The organism is Blochmannia endosymbiont of Camponotus modoc (assembly GCF_023585785.1).
Classification (GTDB): domain Bacteria; phylum Pseudomonadota; class Gammaproteobacteria; order Enterobacterales; family Enterobacteriaceae; genus Blochmanniella.
Genome location: NZ_CP097765.1, coordinates 273,700 through 294,860, shown reverse-complemented (window position 1 = coordinate 294,860; position 21,161 = coordinate 273,700). Strand labels below are relative to the sequence as shown.

The window sequence follows — 21,161 nt, the reverse complement described above, 5'->3', positions numbered from 1 at the left end:
GTTGAATAATAGCTACATGTGATATTGTCGTAAATTGATAATAAAAAATTTTTTTATTATGATATAATCATCGCTCTATTTTAAACACAAAGTTCGAAAAAATTTACGTACAATGTATATTATAATTGAAAGAGAAAAACTCTAGTAATTAATTGTTTTTTATTGAAAAATTTTTTCCGAATAGGAAAATTTTCATTTCTTTTTCAAGTATTGTACGATCTGAAATATTCATCATATTGAGTTTATTTTCATTGATTAAAATAGTTTGTTTATTTTGCCACTGCATCCATGCAATTTTAGAAATATGTTCATAAATATATCTGCCTAATGCTCCCGGATAACACGGAGCGTCTAGTCCTGCAGCATATTTTTTTAAAAAAACACAATAAATTATTTTAGACATTATTAGAAGTCTCACATTGCAACAATCATTTTTATGAGAATTGGAAATTCAATATCTTTACTACGTTATGATTATAATTTCTGTAGTATTATAGAAATTGGTTTAGGTAATCCAATGATTGGAGGATGCATCAAATCATACCAAATCCCATCTTTTTTATAATTTAATTTTTTATGTGTATTAAGCAATATTGGTTTAATTTCTAAATCAATATTGCTTAATTTGTGTTTTAAAATAGATAGATTTATACGTTGATTATTATGAAGATTATAGTGTAACAACCACGTATTTAATATTTTAAGGTTGGAAAATTCAGGAAAACAAAATAATCCTCCCCATATTCCTTGATATGATCGCTTTTCGAGCCATATCATTTTCATTTGATATTGTTGTGACAACAACAATAAAAACCAGATAGTTTTCTTAATTAATTTTTTTTTAAGCTTCTTTCTGGGATATTGATCAACACAGTGATTTAGAAAAGATCGACAATCTTCTCGAAGAGGGCAATCATTGCAAAGTGGATACGTACTAGTACATATTAATCTTCCGAGATCCATCATAGCTTGATTAAAAGCTGAAACCCCTATATTAGGAAGTAATTGCTTGATTAACAACCATAGTTTATTATTTACTTCAGAGCTATTTCTTGATAAATAATAATCGAGAGCATAATATCTAATTAGTATTCGTTTTACATTACTATCAAGAATAGGATAATGTTGATCTAATGTTAACGATAATATAGCCCCTGCGGTAGATTTTCCGATACCAGGAAAAGAAACAAGCGTGTCGAAATCTTTTGGAAAATTACCGTGATAATGATTAACAATAATTTTAGCTGTTTTGTGTAAATTCCTAGCTCGCACATAATACCCCAATCCGCTCCATAAAAATAATACTTCATCTAATTCTGCTATCGCCAATTGTTTAATGGTTGGAAATTTTGAAATAAATCGTTCATAATAAAAAATTACAGTTTTCACCTGTGTTTGTTGCAGCATGATTTCAGATAACCAAGTCTTATACATTGTTTTATTCAATTGCCATGGTAAATCCTGCGTTCTATATTTTTGATACCAAAGTAATATTTTTTTTGAAAAAATAATATCTTGAGCCATATTTTTTTATACTATATAAAAATCAAATGTAATCGCATGCTTACGTAATCAACTTCAATTTTTATTGAAAGGTACTTTTAAAAATTCAAAACAATTTTGCTAAATAGCAATGCCTGATTAATGTGTTGTTAAAGTAATTATAGATATTTCAGTTAACTAATAAAATATAAAATTTAATTTCAATAATTAGTGATATAATTTGTAGTTATTTATTTTTAAACACAGTAATGTCACTATACAATAAACTTTTTTGAGGAAAGTGATCTAACAATCATATTTCTAATTATTATTAGAAAACAGTGTTCATATGTCAGCGCACATGCATTTATTCGCAATAAACGCATGTGCACATTTTTATTAAAAGTTATAGATTTTTATCATCTAATTTTTATTAGAAATAAAAAATGATATCACAAACATTATTTGATGTGACACTGTGCTGCTGATTTGTCTCAATTAATACAACCGATTTTTTATCCATTATTACAATTTCTAATTTATTTCATTCATACTGATACCCTATCTCAAAAAATATAAATAAAAAACAAACAAAATATTTTAAATACTCTTATTCAATTGAAATTTAAAATTTATAAAATATTTATAACTACAATCATCTATCAAAATTTAAAATTACCTTTTAATTGTAATCAAATTATACAAAACTAATAAAATTGAGTAAATTTCTCATTATTATTTTCATTGCAAATCAATATATTTTTTAAACCTATATTTTAGTACCACCTGGAAATATATTTCCAATCATGATAGTTGATGCGTGAACTAAAAACATCAATATGTTAAAAAAATCAGTCAATATTTTTTATTAAAAAATTAATATCTCTTCTTACCTATAAAATAAAATTTATATATTTAAATGAATATGATATATTTAAACATTGAACACATTATCATTTTTTACATTATTAAAAAAATTTTTAAAATAACAAATAATAAAAAACAATTATTAAAATTGAACATTATTACCATAATTAATATTATTTCTAATATTTAATTATTATTTTTTTATCCTATTTATATAGGAAACATTATTTTTTGTACTTAAGATTTGTTCAACCAACTTTTTAAAATTACTCCAGCTGCAATTGCATTGATTTTAATATTCGGTCTAGCACGTGAATCATCATGATAATATTCAAGATAGTTTAAACGTGCTTCACTTGTACTAAAACGCTCATCGTGCATTTTGACCGTAACAGGAAACAGTTCTTTGAGTTGTATGGCAAATATCTTTGCTAAAATCGTAATAGGTTGTTCACTGCCATCTATTTTTAAAGGTAATCCTACTACTAAAATAATGGGTTTCCACGTATTATAAATATCTTTGATACGTTTCCAATTAGGAACACCAGATTGCGACTGTAATACAGTCAGAGGTTGTGCAGTATAAGTCAATTTTTGACCAATAGCCACTCCTATGTGCTTAGTACCAAAATCGAAACCCATAACTATGCCAACATTTGACATCATGCATGACCTGTCTGATCAGCAATATTATAAATATTAATTCCTAATATTTTTGCAGCTGCGCGCCAACGATCAATAATAGGAGTATGAAATAAAATTGTTTCATTAGCCGGAGCAGTAAGCCAAGTATTTTCCATTAATTCATGTTCTAATTGACCTTTATCCCATCCAGAATACCCAAGTGCCACCAATACATCCTTTGGCTGATTAGGGGTTCCTAAAGTTTCTAAAATATCTCTAGAAGTAGTAATCATAGCTTTTGAAGAAATGTTAACACTAGAACCAAAACCCTTTATAGGAGTATGTAAAATGAAACCTCGATCATCTAATAAGGGCCCTCCAGAAAACACTGGATTATCTAATCGAATAGACGGATCGCGCGTGGGGGATACAATCTTTAGGTTGTTTAATATAGTTTCTACCGTACATCGTGTCACTAGTTTATTAATGACAATGCCCATAGCACCTGTATCATTATGTTCACAAATATATACCACTGATTGTTTAAATAATGGATCTTGCAGTGCAGGCATAGCTATTAAAAAATGATTTTGTAAATTTATTATCTTATGTGGTGTTAACATAAATTACTTATAAATTTATTTGTTAAAAATACAAAGTTTAAAAATTTAAATTAATTATTTTTTCTTAAATAATTCACATCTTTGTTATCAATTATAATTGATTTATTTTTATGCAAACCACAATTCAATTTAAGTATTAAAATTTTTTAATTATTATTAACACATGACTTTGTGTTCTTTGTTAACACAATATTTATAATGAGAATATTTAAATAAAATTTTAATTAAACTAAAAAAAATTTTAAATTTAAAAAATCAACGATTAATTACACAACATATCAACATGTAGATTCTCAAATAACACATGCTATAATTTTAATTTTTATATAAACATATACATATTACATACACGAACAATATCAATCTTCTTATTGTATAATCATTGTTTTAACACATTATATATTCTATATTAATAAAATCATTATAAATCAACTTAAAAATAAATATGTAAATATTATTAAGGTGTACATTTCAAACCAGCTGCATCCCGAAGAAGTTCAGCCTTATCAATTTTTTCCCAAGGAAAACATTCACGACCAAAATGTCCATAAACAGCTGTTTTTTTGTAAATTGGTTTTAATAAATCTAACATAGCAATTAAACCATAAGGACGAAAATCAAAAAAATTTTTTATTAATTTCATTAAAATGTCATGTGATATTTTTTCTGTTCCAAAAGTTTCAATGCTCATAGAAATTGGATGCGGAACACCAATTGCATAGGACACTTGAAGCTCACAACGATCCGCTAATCCAGCCGCTACAATATTTTTAGCTACATATCTCGCTCCGTAAGCAGCCGAACGATCTACTTTTGATGGATCTTTTCCAGAAAAAGATCCGCCACCATGCCGAGCTACACCTCCATAGGTATCTACGATGATTTTTCTTCCAGTTAAACCACAATCACTAATAGGACCTCCGATAACAAAACGCCCACCAGGATTGATAAGAAATGTGGTGCTATTAGACAACCATTTGTTGGGTAGCACTGGTTTAATAATTTCTTCCATAGCAGCTTCTTTCAAATCTGTTAACTTTATATCATAAGCATGTTGAATAGACAAGACAACAGCGGTGATACCAATGATCTTGCCATTCTCATAAGCAACAGTTACTTGGCTTTTGGCATCTAATCCCAACCAAGGTAACACTCCACTTTTTCTCACTTGAGATTTTCTTCTAATCAAACGATGCGCATATGTTATCGGAGCAGGCATTAAAACATTAGTTTCATTAGTAGCATATCCAAACATTAATCCCTGATCACCTGCTCCTCGTTGTAATGTACTTGTATTGCCTTGATCAATACTATATTGAATATCTGAAGATTGTTTATTAATTACACTCAATATTACGCAAGAATTTGCATCAAACCCCATATCTGAATGAACATAACCAATATCGCGAATGGTGTTTCTAGCGATTTCTTCCATATTTACCCAAGCAGTGGTAGTAATTTCCCCACCCATTATTACTATACCTGTCTTAACATAAGTTTCACACGCAACACGAGCTCTTGGATCCTGCGCTAAGATAGAATCCAGTATAGCATCAGAAATCTGATCTGCAATTTTATCTGGATGTCCTTCTGATACGGACTCAGATGTAAACGAATATTGCGACATTTTTTATATCCTTTTTAGTATAAATTTCGCGACTTATATGAGTATGATCCAATATAGGTATAGTAAATTTATTTGAGTTAATCATATGCATAAAATTATTTGACATAAATTACCAACATATTATACTTCCTTTTCGTATTTAATAGTAATTTAATATTATTAAATTTACATATCAAATATTGATAAAGTAGCTATATGAACTATTAATAGATTGTGATCAAAATTTTCTGAAAATATGTCTGTTTCTAATACTGTTCATCTGATACTTATATAAGTATCATTATTAATTAAATTTTTTATGCACTTATTCATTTATATTATTGAATCATATTTTTAATTAATTTATTAACAAGTAAAGTTATCTTATTCAATATCATTGTGTATATAAATTTAAAAATTCTGACGATATTCAATACTTATATAAACCAAATATCTTATTTTAATCATTTTTATAATAAAATATTTGCGTCTTGTGTTATAGAAAATAATTAAATTAAAAAATAAATAAAAATAAGTCTTGTTTGTAATTTATTTACTATATAGACATCATCATACATTTGAGTACAGGTTTATTTGAACATATTTCTAGAAATTTTTTAAATTTGAGAAACTTGTTTGACTGCAACTGTGTCGACAGACTATATAAAAATTTTTAGAAATATCAATTTATACAAATATTCTATTTAATTGTACTCAAACTATATTTTATATATAATAGACTGTTTATAAAATTAATTAAACAAAGGAAATGCATGAATACTTTGAATTATAAAAATGATAACTCCTTATTTTCGAATTCCTTTGGATTTTTACGATTTCCATTAGAATTTGATCCTTATAATAGTAATAGTGATTGGGTAATTACTGGGGTTCCTTTTGATATGGCTACTTCTGGTCGCTCAGGCAGTAGATTTGGACCAACCGCTATTAGACAAGCATCTATTAATTTAGCCTGGGAACATTTTCGTTGGCCTTGGAGCGTGAATATACGCGAGAATTTACACGTAGTTGACTGCGGAGATTTAATATACAAATCTGGAGACATACAAGATTTCACCAGTTCTCTACAAAACCATGCTGAAAATTTACTAATGTCTGGAAAAAAAATGTTATCATTTGGAGGGGACCATTATATCACATTGCCTATATTACGTGCGTATGCAAAATTTTTTGAAAAAATAGCAATAATACACTTTGACGCACATGCAGATTACTATAATAACGATAGTAAATATGATCACGGTGTTGTAATATTACATGCTCTTAATGAAAAATTAATAGATCCTGTACATTCAATACAAATTGGTATTCGTACCGAATACAAAAAATGTTTCGGATTTACAGTGCTAGATGTGGAGTATGTTAATGACACTAACATTGATATTATTATAAATAAAATAACATCAATCGCTCAATCCTTTCCAGTGTATTTAACTTTCGATATTGATTGTTTGGATCCGTCTATAGCGCCTGGTACTGGGACTCCAGTAATTGGAGGATTAACAAGTTACCGTGTATTAAAATTAATACGAGGTTTTCAACATTTAAATATTATAGGTATTGATTTAGTAGAGGTAGCTCCAGCTTACGATTGCGCACAGATTACTGCTTTAGCAGCGGCTACAATAGGGTTGGAAATGCTTTATACTCAAGTGAAATCCAAGAAGAATTAAAAATTAATTTAGTATGTTATTCATTAATTAAACACCGCAATTAATCACGCAAAAAAAAATAACGTCGCATTATAAAATTGGTATTATATTTAAATGCTCAATACTAACATCAAATCAACAATGCTTATAATATTAGTTACGTAACATGTCAAATGATTATATGATTACAACACTAAATTCATAAATGATTTATAAATCAGATTGTTATTAAGTAATCAGCGCCTTATGCTCCCATCAGACATTGCATGTTTCCTAATGCATGTTAACACTGTTCAGTATATAGTAGCTATTTACAATACGTTAATTTTTTAAAGTTTCTATGTTATTAATTAATTATTTTGAAAAATTAAATTTATTTTAAGTTATATATTATTTATTTTATTCAGTTGTTGACTAATAAACTAAACTAAAAATATGGATATATAGATAAATAAAAAATATTTTTTCATCATCAAATATATTACTATCTATATTGCCTCACATTTAAAAGGTTACCTATCATGACTATGATCAAAATAACTGATTTAGACCTAACGGGTAAACGTGTTTTAATTCGTTCTGATTTAAACGTACCTGTTAAAAATGGAGTCATTACTTCTAATAGAAAAATTCATGCATCCTTACCTACTATTAAATTGGCTTTAAAGAACAGTAAACATGTTATGGTAACTTCTCATCTGGGTCGACCAATAGAAGGAGAATATAATGCTCAATTTTCCTTACAGCCCGTGGTTGAATATTTAAAGAAACAATTGATTAATCGATATGTCAAAGAAGTGCGTCTGGTTAAAGATTATTTAGAGGGAGTAAACTTTATGGAAGGAGAGCTTTTAGTTTTAGAAAATGTACGATTTAACAAAGGAGAAAAAAAAGATGATGAGATATTATCAAAGAAATACGCCATGTTATGTGATGTATTTATTATGGATGCGTTTGGTAGTGCTCACCGTACACAGGCGTCTACACACGGTATAGGTAAATTTGTTACTTCAGCTTGTTCTGGGCTTTTATTGCAAAAAGAACTAGAAGCTTTAGGAAAGGCCTTATGTAATCCTATGAGACCAATGGTTGCAATAGTTGGGGGGTCTAAAGTATCTACTAAATTGATTGTTTTAGATTCTTTATCAAAAGTTGCAGATTATTTGATAGTAGGAGGAGGTATCGCAAATACCTTTTTAGCAGCTCAAGGAAAAAAAGTAGGTAAATCTTTATATGAAGAGGAACTTATACCTACAGCAAAACGTCTTTTAGAAAATTGTGATATACCTATTCTTACTGATGTACGAGTAAGTACAGAATTTTCTGAAACGGCTCCAGTCACTATGAAAGCTATAATTGATATTAAAGATGATGAGCAAATTCTTGACTTAGGTGATGAATCTATTACTCGAATATTAGATATTTTAAATTGCGCTAAAACTATTCTGTGGAACGGTCCTATTGGAGTATTTGAGTTTCCAAATTTCAGAAAAGGCACAGAAATGATATCCCATGCTATTGCTAAAAGTAATGCTTTTTCTATCGTCGGAGGCGGTGATACTTTAATGGCTATTGATTTATTCGATATTTCTGATCAAATTTCTTATATTTCTACCGGAGGCGGCGCTTTTTTAGAATTCATTGAAGGTAAAACGTTTCCATCAGTAAAAATGCTTGAAAAACATGCTTTAAATGACATGAATTAATTAGTATTATATATGAAAGTACATACGACTATATTTAAATAATCTTGTCGATGTATTTTTTCATTAACAACAGAAGAAAATAAATGACTAAGATCCTCGATTTTATAAAGCCAGGCGTAGTTACTGGAAATAATGTGCAGAAAATATTTGATTTTGCAAAAAAAAACAATTTTGCTTTACCAGCGGTAAACTGTATAGGAATGGATTCAATTAATGCTGCACTAGAATCTGCAGCTAATATGCAGTCCCCTATTATTTTACAGTTTTCTAAAAAAGGATCTGCTTTCATGGCAGGATATGGTTTAAATAGTGATAAAAATGATCATAATACAGCAGTATTAGGGGCTATCTCTGGCAGTTTACATGTACATCACATTTCTAAACATTATGGTATTCCTGTGATTTTACATACTGATCATTGTACTAAAAAAAATTTGCCTTGGATTAATGCTCTATTAGATTTAGGTAAAAAGCATTTTGATGAAACTGGTAGTCCATTATTTTCATCTCATATGATTGATTTATCTGAAGAATCTTTAAAAGAAAACATAGAAATTAGCTCACAGTATCTAAATCGTATGCACAAATTAAATATGACTTTAGAAATAGAATTAGGTTGTACCGGAGGAGAAGAAGATGGCATAGATCACCATCATTTAGATCGTTCACTTTTATATACAAACCCAGAAGATATAACTTATGCTTATGAAAAATTACATATTATCAGTCCTCGATTTATTATAGCTGCATCATTTGGAAATGTACATGGTGTATACAAACCAGGAAACATACGATTAGATCCAAAAATTCTTCAAAAATCACAAAAACACGTTTCCAATAAATTTGGATTACCTGACAATTTTTTAAATTTAGTATTTCACGGAGGATCTGGATCTACAGAAGAAGAAATTAAAGAAGCTATCAGTTACGGTGTTGTAAAAATGAACATTGACACTGATATACAGTGGGCTACTTGGGGAGGTATTTTAAAATACTACCAACATAATAAAAGCTTTCTTCAGACTCAATTAGGTAATCCATATGGAAACGATCAACCAAATAAAAAATTTTATGACCCACGTATCTGGATTCGTGCAGGACAAAAATCAATGATTAAGTATTTAGAAAAAATATTTTACACTTTAAATGCTGTTAATATTTTGTAAAACAATTTTTTAATAACAAATTGTAATGTATTAGATCAGATTCGTGTATCGAATAAAATTCGAGTTATATGAAGTTAAATTTGATGAATATTATTAATATTATGATTACGACAAATAAGATTTAATTAAATTTCAATATAAATAAATCATAAAACCTGTTTCTTGTTTATGGAGTGCAATTCCTAAATGAATCATAAAACTTATCTGATGTATGGTTTTAATTCCCCATTGAATATCGTTTTTTGATCTATATAAAACGAAAATTATTATTAAACATCAATAATAATAGATCAAATTAGTGTGTGCTAATTATATAATATACGTCTTGTATGGGTGTTGTATGGTACAAAATAAATTAAAAAAATCAGTAGGTTGGGCAGCTTTAAAATATATTCAATCTAGCAGAATTATAGGAGTGGGAACAGGCTCTACTGTTACATATTTTATTGAAGCACTAAACAGTATAAAGGAAAAAATAGAAGGCGTGGTTTCCAGTTCAAATTACTCATCTAATCAATTAAAAAAAATAGGTATTCCTCTATGTAATCTTAATAGCTTACACGAATTAGATGTATATGTTGACAGTGCCGATGAAATTGATTCACATATGCAAATGATTAAAGGTAAGGGTGGAGCTTTGACCAAAGAAAAAATTATTGCTGCTGCAGCTAAAAAATTTATTTGTATCGTTGACAGCAGTAAACAAGTAAATATATTAGGACGCGGTCCCTTACCAATAGAAGTTATTCCCATGGCTCGCTCATTAGTAGCAAGAGAATTGGTGCGTTTAGGTGGCTTACCAGAATATCGACATAATGTAGTTACTGATAATGGTAATAATATATTAGACGTATATAACATGAAGATTGTAAATGCGTCACTATTAGAAACCAAAATTAATAATATTCCAGGAGTAGTGAGTGTTGGTATATTCGCAAAAAGACGAGCAGATATAGTATTAATTGGGACAAGAGAAGGTATAAAAATAATTAAATAAATCTTTTTCTATGCTAATAGAAAAATTAAATTTTAAAAATATAACACTAAAAATTATTGACAATTTATATGTCAGTATAAAGCAATATATTTTTAATACGATCGTTATCAAGATATTATTAATAATAAATGCAAATTAATTAATATCCATTGTTGAGAATACATCAAACCCCTATCCGTATTCAAAAAATGTAATTATTACAGAACTAAACATTACAAACAACAATGCCTTTCAAAGTATTGTTTAATGCGTATCTACAATCAAATGATAAGATGGAGTAATAATTTCTGGCAACATGATATCCCATGTTTCTATAGGAAGCAATTGGGTAGGTATTCTTTGAAAATCATGTGCTAATCCTATAGGTATATAATTGCTTTGATGTTTCCAGTTTTGTAAAGTTCTATCATAAAAACCGCCACCCATGCCTAATCGATTTCCACTAGTATCAAATGCGACTAATGGAACAAATATAACATCTATTTTTTCTATAGGAATAACAGAACGAACATTCCATTTCGGTTCATATATATTTAAATGATTGCATATAAGAGGTGTTGAAAATGTATATCGTGCAAACAATAAGCATTTAGACCCTGAATCAGGCAGAATTGGTAAATATATCTGTTTATGCATCAATAACAAAGCTCTAATGAGCAAAGTAGTATTTATTTCTCCATCAAACGCAATAAACGCCGCTATACGCGTTGATCTGTATATATGATTTATAGTCATAATTTTGTTAGTTATTAATTGTGCCGCTGTGTATTGTTCTTGAAACGTTAAAGTTCTACGTATACTTCGTATGTACATACGAAGAAATTTTCTGTATAATTTTTTGTCATCAACATACATATTAGATTGAATTCATTGATATGAATACAGCATATTTATACGCTGTTTATCCTAAAAATAATGTTAACTATAATGTCTATCTACATTCATTATTCTGATGATCTTATTATGTCTGCACACAAAATATATAATATAATATAATAATTTATGCGTGTTCAGAGCATTCCAGTGATCTATTAGCATGCTCAGTAATATGAGTATGTGCAATTAAGGCTTTTTCGATAGTTTGTTGTAATAACAGAATATGTTTCTCAATGTTAGCTGCATATTCACGCGTTTTTAATTTTTCCTGAGCTAATTCATGACATATATTTAAAGCAACTATAAATACTAATTGTTCAGCATTAGTTACCCTTGTTCTAATTTTTAAATCCTGCAAACGTTGAGTTAAATCCTCTACTGCCTTATTTAAAGCATCCTGTTGTTGAGGCGGACAATTGATACGTAGTGTTCGACCTAAAATTTGAATATCTATTGGTTGTTCAGGCATATTTCTTTCCTGGAAATTATAATTTATTTATATTTTTCAATGATTATACAATACAATAATAATTACTATAATGGTTGTACGCATATATAGAAATTTGTTTTGTATATGAATATTTGATTAAAAAACCATAAAAATTATTATTTTATTTTTACACATTCAATAATTAATAATTTTTGAATGTGTAAAAATATTTAAACATAAAAAATATCTTACATAAAAATATAATTTTTCTGCAATTTAAATTGTAGTAAAATTAAAAATTGGATATTTCAATAAGTTTATAGAATATCTTTGTAGTCCATAAGTATACTACGCATCATTTGTACGATTAAATTATTTTAAAACCATATGAATTTTAAAATAGTATATTGAATATACATATTTGATATACTGAAAACCCACTTAATTTTATTATAAAAATAGGTTTATTTGCCATAAACACTAACAATACTGAAATTATATTGCAATAAATGCTTATATCTTTATAAGCGTTATTTAATAGCATAAACATATTTTGTATCTTATAACAAATAAGAATTATTGCAATTAGATTTAATGTAATTGTTCATAATAAATAGAAAATGCAAAAATATTTCGATATATGTATCAAACTCATATTTAAGTTAACTGTAAATATGCTTTATTTAATTGGTGCGTTAATTCTACAAAAGATGTTTGCATATTGAGTTTTTTATTGTTATATAGTTATCTAACTTATGTTAGATATTAAATTAAAATAAATTACATTATAAAAATATATAATACTAATATTTGCAAAAATTAAGTCTGATTATATTAATTCATATACTATATTTTTGTTCAATATTAAAATTTTTATATTCATACGTTAGATAATAATCGATGTCTATTGTTATAAATGGTGGAGGAATGACAGGGGCAATACTAGCCTTAATGTTATCTAAATTGACAAAAGGAGATTTAGAAATCTCCTTGATAGAGCAACATTCTCCTTATTGTTATGATACAAAATTGTCTTCAAATACATATCCACCTCATGTAATAGCTTTATCGCGAGGTGCTTATTTTGAATTAATACGCATTAATATGGCTCCAATTTTATCTTCTTGCTCTACCATTATAAAACAAGTAGAGGTTAGTGAATATCATCGATTGAATAAAATATTTATTGATGCTCAAGACTATCAATTATCAGAATTAGGTTATGTTATCGAATTAAATATCTTTAGAAAGAAATTGTTTGATTTTTTATATAATAAATCTACTGTAACTGTATATTGTCCAGCAACTTTAAAAAAAATTAAACGCGAAAAAAAAAATAACATAATTGTTTTAAATAATGATCATCAAATAGTTTCAAAATTAATGGTAGCGGCAGATGGTGCTGATTCAACACTAGCTGCCAGTTGCGGTATGCAATGGTTCAGGTGGAATTATCAACAGATTGCTGTAGTTTCTAAAATTACCACTGAAATACCTCATTTTGGAAGAGCTTTTGAAAAATTTACAGAGTACGGACCATTAGCCATATTACCTATGGCTAACGATTTTAGTTTTTTAATTTGGTGTATTTCTGATAAGCAACAAAAAGAGGTATCTACGTGGAATAGGAATAAATTTTCTCAAGAATTGCAAAATGTATTCGGATGGAAATTAGGAAAAATTTTGAATATAGGAAAGAGATATTTTTACGATCTTTGGTTAACTAGGGCTAATAGCCATATTAGTCACAGATTGGCATTAGTCGGAAATGCGGCACAAAATTTACATCCTATTGCCGGACAAGGATTTAATCTTGGATTGCGTGACATTGTAGTGTTATCAAAAATAGTGACACAAGCATTATATCAGAATTTAGATATTGGAGACTATTCTGTGTTAAACAGATACCAAAAACACAGATATTTAGATCAATGTAGGATTATTAAAATCACCGATGGATTAGTGCGTTTATTTAGCAATCATTACTTGCCGTTGATTATTGCTCGAAATATGGGTTTATTTTTTGTTAACTATAGTACCTTTCTAAGACGTCTTTTAGTAAGTGCAATATTAAATTGGAAAACAGATTAATTTTATTTAAATAAACAATAATGTGGACAGTTTCGATCTATTAATTGTAAATCAAGGAATTGCCGGATTGGCATTAGCCTGCGGTTTAGGTGATTGTTTTCGCATTGCAATTATAGAACATAAAACCCATTTTCATATATACGAAAAAGATCAATGGGATCTAGAAACATCATTAGTTAATATAACTAGCATGAGAATACTGCAGTATTTAAAAATTTGGCATCACAACATATCACATTTTTCTGTTCTATTACATAAATTAGAAATTATCAAAAAGAATAATATAAGTAAAATTGTTTTCGATTCCGGTTACTTAGGATATCTTGAGTTAGGATATGTTATTAATAAATATTGTATATACCAAGCTTTAATTGATCGAGCACGACAATTAAAAAATATTATATTTATAGATTCACATGCACCTTCAGCAATAAATTACCATGAAGATACAGCATTTATTACAATAACTAATAATTATACATTCAAAGCTAAATTAGTAATAGGTGCAGATGGAATTAATTCTTGGGTAAGAAACGCCGCAAATATCTCATTAATATTTAAAGATACTAAATATTATGGATTCACTACCATTATTCATACTGAGAAAACTCACAACAACACTCTTCGTTGTATCATTCATAACGATGGGTTAGTAATATTATTACCATTAAAAAACGTGCATCTTTCCGTTGTTTTTTGGTTATTACCCCCGTATACCGCTAAAAAATATCTGTATATATCTGCTTCTGATCAATCTATTAATTATGCATTAATTAAAATCTGCAATATACTCGGCCATTGTGTTATATGTGACGATAAAAATCATAACATTTTACTACCGAGAATGCAATATGCACACAACTTTACAAATCATCGTTTGGTGTTATTAGGAAAATCTGCGTACACCATGTGTCCTTTATTTTTTCAAAATATTAATTCAGAACTGATAGATGCAGCAGTTTTATTACATCATCTGAAGAGTCTGAAAGAAAATGATCAAGACATTGGACACTACACTTATTTAAAGTATTACGAACGAAATAGAAAATACAGAATAATTAAAGATTCTATAAATATTCCATACATTTATATGTTTCTTCATGATAAGAATCATCTTTTAAAATACATACAATATTTTATTTTTTATCTCATAAACACGGTTCCCAACTTAAAACTGCATGTTTTACATCGCATTATGGGTTTAAATAATATGCCAGAATGGTTGCTACGAGATCATTATGACTAAAAAGAAATATTGTGATATTAAAAAATATTTAAATGCATCAAATATTAATAATAAAACATGAGACTATCATGAGTTTGTGTATTTGTAATTCTCCATTCTGAAGGTTCTAAAATAGATCTATTTAATACTACTTGTATCCATATATTATCTTTTTTAATTTGACAAGACTGTAAAACAATTCCAACATTTTTCCAGTGTTGATTATTTATTTTTAACTCTACTTGATCACCAGCAGCAGGAAATTTATAATTTTTCTTATAATCAATGACACCACTTAATCGATATAAATTTTGTTTGTTATACCCACGATACTTAATACGCGCAATAGATTCTTGTCCAATATAACAACCTTTATTAAAGCTAATTCCGTCTAATGTATCCATATTAACAGCTTGAGGAACAAATAATTCACTAGTCATTGGCTCAATAATTGGATAACCCGCTTCCATATCTAATGATACCCATTGACGACTATCATTAAGTTGTATCTGAGACTGTGATTCACTTAACAAATAATCTAATACTGATTTTTTATTAATAATCAACAAAAATCGTTCTGATGGAGAACTAAAATAAAGTAAGGTCACATCTTGAGCATGAATTATTGTGTGTGTCTTATTTGGTAAAACTGAAAAAAACATTTTTAAATGATTTCTTGCATTTATTCCAGCTATTCCAATAAGTATTGCATCATAATCAGGAATAACAGTAACATTAGAAAATACCATATATTTTTTCATTTCTTCTATTTGTTTTTTGCATATATTTAGACGTTCAATAAATGCCATTTCTTGATTTTTAAGATGAAAAACATACATATTGCTAATCATTTTGCCTTTTGGGTTACAATGCGCTGAAAAACTATATTTATGTTTATTCAAATTTTGAATATCACAAGTAAATTGATTGTGTAAGCATTTTGTCACATCTGGTCCATATAATCTCACTAAAGTCCATTCTTCTAAGGAGATGAATGTTAGCGGCAAATCTTTTGAGGGTATAGGATACTGTCCCAAAAAAGCCATACGAGGAAACATTATATTTTTCCTTATGAATAAAAATAACTCCGAATAAATATCATATAATATATACTAATTAATCCCACTAATTAAATATCTACAACCGAAAGATAACAAAAAACTACATCATCATTAACCATGTAATATCATAATATTTATAATTAAACAATTATCGATTTTTAACTATATGTACAATTAAAATGATAATATAAGCGCAATGACCATGATTGATAGGATGCTATTCTCTTCGTCATGTATGATTATTTACGGTGTTAATTGAAATGAAATAAATAAAAACGTATATAACAGTTTCGTACGTACATACGACTTATTACATATTTGATTAATGACGATCAAAGATCAAAATCACACTATATACTAATATCATAAGAAAATACATATTCTTTGCACATATTATATAGGGGGTCTTTGTGGAATTGTATTACAGTATATTAATATATGTACGATTACGTGAAATTATATGAATAAAAATATACATCTTAAGGAATAAAATTTTATGATAGATATCGATTTTACTAAACAACATATTCAAGTTATGTTAAATAGAATATTGAAGTTTAAGGATGATTTTTGACTACGATCTCAAAAGAAAAGATTTTAAAATAATTAGTAACGAACTAAAATCACCCGGTATTTGGAAAAATCCTAAAACAGCAAAAATTCTTAGACAAAAATCATCTTCTTTAAAGATTTTTATCAATATTGTTGATCAGCTTTATAAAAATTTAGTGGATTTAAATGATTTGTTAGAATTGACGGAAGAATATGATAACATCCTACTTTCCGAAATTCATGATCAATCAATTGATTTAGAACGTACGTTATCTCAATTAGAGATTAGTCGTATGTTTATAGGAAAGTATGATGATTCCAATTGTTATGTCGATATTCAATCAGGATCTGGGGGAATAGAAGCACAGGATTGGGCCAGCATGTTGTTGCGCATGTATTTACGTTGGATCGATCACAAAGGTTTTATGGCCGACGTTATTGAAGAATCGACAGGAGAGGTCACTGGGATAAAATCTGCTACTATTCAAGTTATTGGGCCTTATGCATATGGTTGGTTACGCACTGAATCTGGTGTACACAGACTAGTGCGCAAAAGTCCTTTTGATTCTGCTAGGAAACGCCATACTTCATTTGCTTCAGTATTTGTATATCCAGAATTAGATGATAGTATAAATATTCATATTCGCCCAGAAGATCTACGTTGTGATGTTTACCGAGCTTCTGGAGCAGGAGGTCAACATGTTAACCGTACAGAATCTGCAGTACGCATTACCCATATACCAACAAATATTGTTACCCAATGTCAAAGTGATCGTTCACAACACAAAAATAAAAATCAAGCTATGAAACAACTAAGAGCTAAATTATATGAGCTTGAATTACAAAAAAAAAATTATGAAAAAAAAATGAGAGAAAGCAATAAAGTAAATATTACTTGGGGTAATCAAATACGATCTTATATTTTAGATAATTCTAGAGTTAAAGATTTACGTACTGGTTTTGAAAAACGTAATGTTAAAGCTGTTTTAAATGGAGATCTAGACGATTTTATAAGAGTTAGCATTAAAAACACTTTAAGCGAGATTCATAATGACTAAATACGTATATTCAAAAGATCATTCATATCAAAAATTTAATGTCGATGATGAATTAAATACTCGTCGAAAAAAACTATCAAAACTTCGTGAAAAAGGCGTAGCATTCCCAAATAATTTTCGTCGTAATTCTATTTCTGATCAATTACACAAAAAATACGCTCATACATCCAATGTAGAATTGATACAATTAAAGATTGAAGTAACCGTAGCAGGCCGTATAATAAGTCAACGTATCATGGGAAAAGCATCTTTTATAACTGTACGAGATGCTGAGGGCTGTATACAATTATACATTACTTCTAATGCATTAACAACAAATTTATACGATGAAAATATAAAACAATGGGATTTAGGAGATATCTTAGGAGCACGCGGTATATTATTTAGAACACGTACTGGAGAACTATCAATATACTGTAAAGAAATTCGATTATTAACTAAATCATTGCGTCCATTACCAGATAAGTTTCATGGTTTAAACAATCAAGAAACAAAATATCGTCAAAGATATTTAGACTTAATTATTAATGAAAATACAAGAAAAACATTCAAAATACGTTCTCTAGTGATTTCTGAAATACGTCAATTCATGAAAAAAAATAATTTCATGGAAGTAGAGACACCAATGATGCACACAATTGCAGGAGGAGCTATAGCGCATCCTTTTATTACACATCATAATAAATTAGGAATAGATATGTATTTACGAATCGCTCCAGAATTATATCTAAAAAAATTAGTGATAGGTGGTTTTGAGCGAATATTCGAAATAAATCGTAATTTTCGTAATGAAGGTATATCTTCTTATCATAATCCTGAGTTTACAATGATGGAAATATATATGGCTTATGCTGATTATCGTGATATAATCACCTTAGTGCAAAATTTATTAAGATCGGTAACACAGAAAATACTAGGTAGTAATATAATAAATTATGGGGATTATGAATTAGATTTTAAGCATCCTTTTAGGCAAATCAGTATAAAAGAAGCTATATTGTATTATCTACCAGAAACTAGATCCCAAAATATAGACGATATATGTACTACCGTTTCTATTGCAAAATCACTTGGCATTAAAGTTAAAAGTTGTTGGACGTTACACAGAATACATATGGTTATTTTTGAAGAAGCAATAGAAAAAAAAATAATTCAACCAACTTGTGTTACTTCTTATCCAATAGAAATATCTCCATTAGCACGTCGTAATGATAACAATCCAGAGTTTGCTGATCGTTTTGAACTTTTCATTGCTGGACGAGAAATAGGAAATGGCTTTTCAGAATTAAACGATCCAGAAGACCAAAAGGAACGTTTTTTAAAACAAGCATATGGAAAAAAAGATAAAACAAATAATAATAATGTTCACATAAATTATGACGAAGATTATTTAATTGCACTAGAATATGGATTACCTCCTACAGCAGGTATTGGGATAGGAATTGATCGTTTGATCATGTTGCTTACCGACAGTCATACTATTCGTGATGTAATTTTATTTCCTACACTTCGCCCAAAATAAAATTTATCTATATTTTTCAGTGTACTTAAAAAGTAATTATATATTTATGATTTTATCTGATTAATTTTTTAATAAAACAAACCTATTTTTAAATAATTTTCAACTATATATTCAAGATATAATTTCGAAATATTTTGATATTTAAAATATATATCAAAAAGATAATAGGAATATAGCGTGACACATAATATCTTTGCGCAAACAAGTGCTCTTACCTATGAAAGCTTAAAAAAATTACATCAAAAATATAAAGGTCCAGTATGGGTATACGATGCATCGATTATAATTAATCGTATTACACAATTAAAACAATTTGACGTTATACGGTACGCTCAAAAATCTTGTTCTAATATTCATATTTTACGATTAATGCACAATTATGAAGTTAAAGTAGATGCTGTTTCTTTAGGCGAGATCGAACGAGCATTATTAGCTGGTTTTAAAACGGGAAAACAAAGCAATGAAATAGTTTTCACTGCTGATATTTTAGAAGAAGAAACATTATTAAGAATATCAGAACTAAATATTGTTGTTAATGCAGGATCGATAGATATGTTAGCGCAATTAGGAGCTTGTTCTCCTGGACATAAAATATGGTTGCGTATTAATCCTGGATTTGGACACGGACATAACCAAAAAACTAATACTGGAGGAGAAAATAGCAAGCATGGAATTTGGCATGAAGATATACCAATAGCTTTATCTTATATTCATCATTATGATCTGCAGTTAATCGGACTGCATATGCATATTGGTTCTGGAGTACGGTACGATCATTTATCTAAAGTATGTAATGCGATGGTCCAACAGATTTTAAAATATAAAATAGATGTACATGTTATTTCTGCTGGAGGAGGATTAACAATACCATATCAAAATAATGATATAGTTTTAGATGTAAATCATTATTTTCAATTATGGAATAATGCGAGAAAATACATTAGCCAATATTTAAATCACACAGTAACATTAGAAATAGAACCTGGTCGTTTTCTTGTGGCTGAATCAGGAATATTAATTACACAAATTAGAGCGGTAAAAGACATGGGTAATCGTCATTTTGTATTAATAGACGCAGGGTATAATGATTTAATGCGCCCAGTCATGTATGGTAGTTATCATCATATTTCATTAGTACCTGGAGATAATCGCAGCGTTATTTTAGAAACATTATGCGATACTGTTGTTGGCGGTCCACTATGTGAATCTGGAGATATTTTTACACAAAATATGAACGGAACAATATTAGCACGTAAATTACCTTGTTCAGCAAAAGTAGGAGATTATTTAATATTTCATGACACTGGAGCATACGGGGCTTCTATGTCTTCTAATTATAATACCCGTCCGTTACTACCAGAAGTTTTATTTGAAAATGGACAAATTCGTCAAATTCGCCGAAAACAAAAACTAGAAGATTTATTTATGTTGGAAATAACAGAAAAATTTAATAATGAAAATTGTTGAAATTACCGAATATTATAAATATTATACTATATAAAATTATTTATTAAAAACTTATTATTTAGTATCTTTTAAAATGCCAGATTAAATAAATTTAAATATTTTAATAACTTTTTCAATTTTAATTTTTATAGTCTT

The 21,161-nt window shown here is 28.3% G+C and carries 17 protein-coding genes; 9 read left to right on the top strand and 8 right to left on the bottom strand.

Annotated elements, in window-relative coordinates:
- Positions 1 to 148: 148 nt before the first annotated feature.
- From M9396_RS01190 to metK, 5 genes are all read right to left on the bottom strand, one after another.
- A complete protein-coding gene (locus M9396_RS01190; RefSeq protein ID WP_250242223.1) occupies positions 149 to 403 on the bottom strand; it encodes an oxidative damage protection protein in 255 nt (84 codons plus the stop codon).
- A 71-nt stretch (positions 404 to 474) separates the two neighbouring features.
- Positions 475 to 1,524 (bottom strand): A/G-specific adenine glycosylase, encoded by a 1,050-nt coding sequence (gene mutY / locus M9396_RS01185; protein WP_250256796.1) that lies wholly within the window; start codon positions 1,522 to 1,524, stop codon positions 475 to 477.
- 1,062 nt (positions 1,525 to 2,586) lie between these two features.
- A complete protein-coding gene (gene ruvX, locus M9396_RS01180) occupies positions 2,587 to 3,015 on the bottom strand; it encodes a Holliday junction resolvase RuvX (protein WP_250256794.1) in 429 nt (142 codons plus the stop codon).
- A complete protein-coding gene (locus M9396_RS01175) occupies positions 3,012 to 3,575 on the bottom strand; it encodes a YqgE/AlgH family protein (protein ID WP_250256874.1) in 564 nt (187 codons plus the stop codon). Before M9396_RS01175 ends, ruvX begins: the two co-directional genes overlap by 4 nt.
- A gap of 478 nt (positions 3,576 to 4,053) precedes the next feature.
- Positions 4,054 to 5,223 carry a methionine adenosyltransferase gene (gene metK / locus M9396_RS01170; protein WP_250256792.1) on the bottom strand — a complete coding sequence of 390 codons (1,170 nt, stop codon included), beginning with the start codon at positions 5,221 to 5,223 and terminating at the stop codon, positions 4,054 to 4,056.
- Between the two features lie 752 nt (positions 5,224 to 5,975).
- Between metK and speB the strand changes: the two genes are divergently transcribed.
- The 4 genes from speB (at position 5,976) to rpiA (ending at position 10,744) form a co-directional block, all read left to right on the top strand.
- Positions 5,976 to 6,896, top strand: a complete 921-nt coding sequence (gene speB / locus M9396_RS01165) for an agmatinase (RefSeq protein ID WP_250242231.1) — start codon at positions 5,976 to 5,978, stop codon at positions 6,894 to 6,896.
- Positions 6,897 to 7,396: 500 nt separating this feature from the next.
- Positions 7,397 to 8,581, top strand: coding sequence for a phosphoglycerate kinase (locus tag M9396_RS01160; RefSeq protein WP_250242233.1), 1,185 nt, complete (start codon positions 7,397 to 7,399; stop codon positions 8,579 to 8,581).
- A gap of 83 nt (positions 8,582 to 8,664) precedes the next feature.
- Positions 8,665 to 9,747 carry a class II fructose-bisphosphate aldolase gene (gene fbaA, locus M9396_RS01155; RefSeq protein ID WP_250256791.1) on the top strand — a complete coding sequence of 361 codons (1,083 nt, stop codon included), beginning with the start codon at positions 8,665 to 8,667 and terminating at the stop codon, positions 9,745 to 9,747.
- Between the two features lie 340 nt (positions 9,748 to 10,087).
- A complete protein-coding gene (gene rpiA, locus M9396_RS01150) occupies positions 10,088 to 10,744 on the top strand; it encodes a ribose-5-phosphate isomerase RpiA (protein ID WP_250256790.1) in 657 nt (218 codons plus the stop codon).
- A 243-nt stretch (positions 10,745 to 10,987) separates the two neighbouring features.
- Here the strand turns inward: rpiA and M9396_RS01145 are convergent, their stop codons facing one another.
- Together M9396_RS01145 and zapA are read right to left on the bottom strand one after the other, a co-directional pair.
- Complete coding sequence (locus M9396_RS01145) at positions 10,988 to 11,599, bottom strand: 5-formyltetrahydrofolate cyclo-ligase (protein WP_250242242.1); 612 nt, start codon at positions 11,597 to 11,599, stop codon at positions 10,988 to 10,990.
- 145 nt (positions 11,600 to 11,744) lie between these two features.
- On the bottom strand, positions 11,745 to 12,089 hold the full coding sequence (gene zapA / locus M9396_RS01140; RefSeq protein WP_250256789.1) for a cell division protein ZapA: 345 nt from the start codon (positions 12,087 to 12,089) through the stop codon (positions 11,745 to 11,747).
- 861 nt (positions 12,090 to 12,950) lie between these two features.
- Here zapA and ubiH point away from each other — a divergent pair.
- Positions 12,951 to 14,141: a 2-octaprenyl-6-methoxyphenyl hydroxylase gene (gene ubiH, locus M9396_RS01135; protein ID WP_250242248.1), complete on the top strand. Its 1,191-nt coding sequence runs from the start codon at positions 12,951 to 12,953 to the stop codon at positions 14,139 to 14,141.
- 22 nt (positions 14,142 to 14,163) lie between these two features.
- Complete coding sequence (locus tag M9396_RS01130; RefSeq protein WP_250256788.1) at positions 14,164 to 15,387, top strand: FAD-dependent monooxygenase; 1,224 nt, start codon at positions 14,164 to 14,166, stop codon at positions 15,385 to 15,387.
- 44 nt (positions 15,388 to 15,431) lie between these two features.
- Here the strand turns inward: M9396_RS01130 and ygfZ are convergent, their stop codons facing one another.
- Positions 15,432 to 16,424 (bottom strand): tRNA-modifying protein YgfZ, encoded by a 993-nt coding sequence (ygfZ, locus tag M9396_RS01125; protein WP_250242252.1) that lies wholly within the window; start codon positions 16,422 to 16,424, stop codon positions 15,432 to 15,434.
- Between the two features lie 499 nt (positions 16,425 to 16,923).
- Between ygfZ and prfB the strand changes: the two genes are divergently transcribed.
- The 3 genes from prfB (at position 16,924) to lysA (ending at position 21,026) form a co-directional block, all read left to right on the top strand.
- A protein-coding gene (prfB, locus tag M9396_RS01120) for a peptide chain release factor 2 (protein ID WP_250242254.1) occupies positions 16,924 to 18,037 on the top strand; the annotation gives its coding sequence in 2 pieces (ribosomal slippage) (positions 16,924 to 16,980 and positions 16,982 to 18,037; 1,113 coding nt in all).
- Positions 18,030 to 19,559 (top strand): lysine--tRNA ligase, encoded by a 1,530-nt coding sequence (gene lysS / locus M9396_RS01115; RefSeq protein WP_250242256.1) that lies wholly within the window; start codon positions 18,030 to 18,032, stop codon positions 19,557 to 19,559. The genes prfB and lysS overlap by 8 nt, the downstream gene beginning before the upstream one ends.
- A gap of 177 nt (positions 19,560 to 19,736) precedes the next feature.
- Entirely contained in the window at positions 19,737 to 21,026 is a 1,290-nt protein-coding gene (gene lysA, locus M9396_RS01110) for a diaminopimelate decarboxylase (protein ID WP_250256787.1), read from the top strand.
- The last annotated feature ends 135 nt before the right edge of the window (positions 21,027 to 21,161 follow it).

Excerpts from the sequence above, each read along its gene's own strand:
- ubiH (WP_250242248.1), top strand. The coding sequence starts at position 12,951 with ATGTCTATTGTTATAAATGGTGGAGGAATGACAGGGGCAATACTAGCC.
- fbaA (WP_250256791.1), top strand. The coding sequence starts at position 8,665 with ATGACTAAGATCCTCGATTTTATAAAGCCAGGCGTAGTTACTGGAAAT.
- M9396_RS01160 (WP_250242233.1), top strand. The coding sequence starts at position 7,397 with ATGACTATGATCAAAATAACTGATTTAGACCTAACGGGTAAACGTGTT.
- ruvX (WP_250256794.1), bottom strand. The coding sequence starts at position 3,015 with ATGATGTCAAATGTTGGCATAGTTATGGGTTTCGATTTTGGTACTAAG.
- M9396_RS01145 (WP_250242242.1), bottom strand. The coding sequence starts at position 11,599 with ATGTATGTTGATGACAAAAAATTATACAGAAAATTTCTTCGTATGTAC.
- speB (WP_250242231.1), top strand. The coding sequence starts at position 5,976 with ATGAATACTTTGAATTATAAAAATGATAACTCCTTATTTTCGAATTCC.
- zapA (WP_250256789.1), bottom strand. The coding sequence starts at position 12,089 with ATGCCTGAACAACCAATAGATATTCAAATTTTAGGTCGAACACTACGT.
- metK (WP_250256792.1), bottom strand. The coding sequence starts at position 5,223 with ATGTCGCAATATTCGTTTACATCTGAGTCCGTATCAGAAGGACATCCA.
- lysS (WP_250242256.1), top strand. The coding sequence starts at position 18,030 with ATGACTAAATACGTATATTCAAAAGATCATTCATATCAAAAATTTAAT.
- ygfZ (WP_250242252.1), bottom strand. The coding sequence starts at position 16,424 with ATGTTTCCTCGTATGGCTTTTTTGGGACAGTATCCTATACCCTCAAAA.
- rpiA (WP_250256790.1), top strand. The coding sequence starts at position 10,088 with ATGGTACAAAATAAATTAAAAAAATCAGTAGGTTGGGCAGCTTTAAAA.
- mutY (WP_250256796.1), bottom strand. The coding sequence starts at position 1,524 with ATGGCTCAAGATATTATTTTTTCAAAAAAAATATTACTTTGGTATCAA.
- M9396_RS01190 (WP_250242223.1), bottom strand. The coding sequence starts at position 403 with ATGTCTAAAATAATTTATTGTGTTTTTTTAAAAAAATATGCTGCAGGA.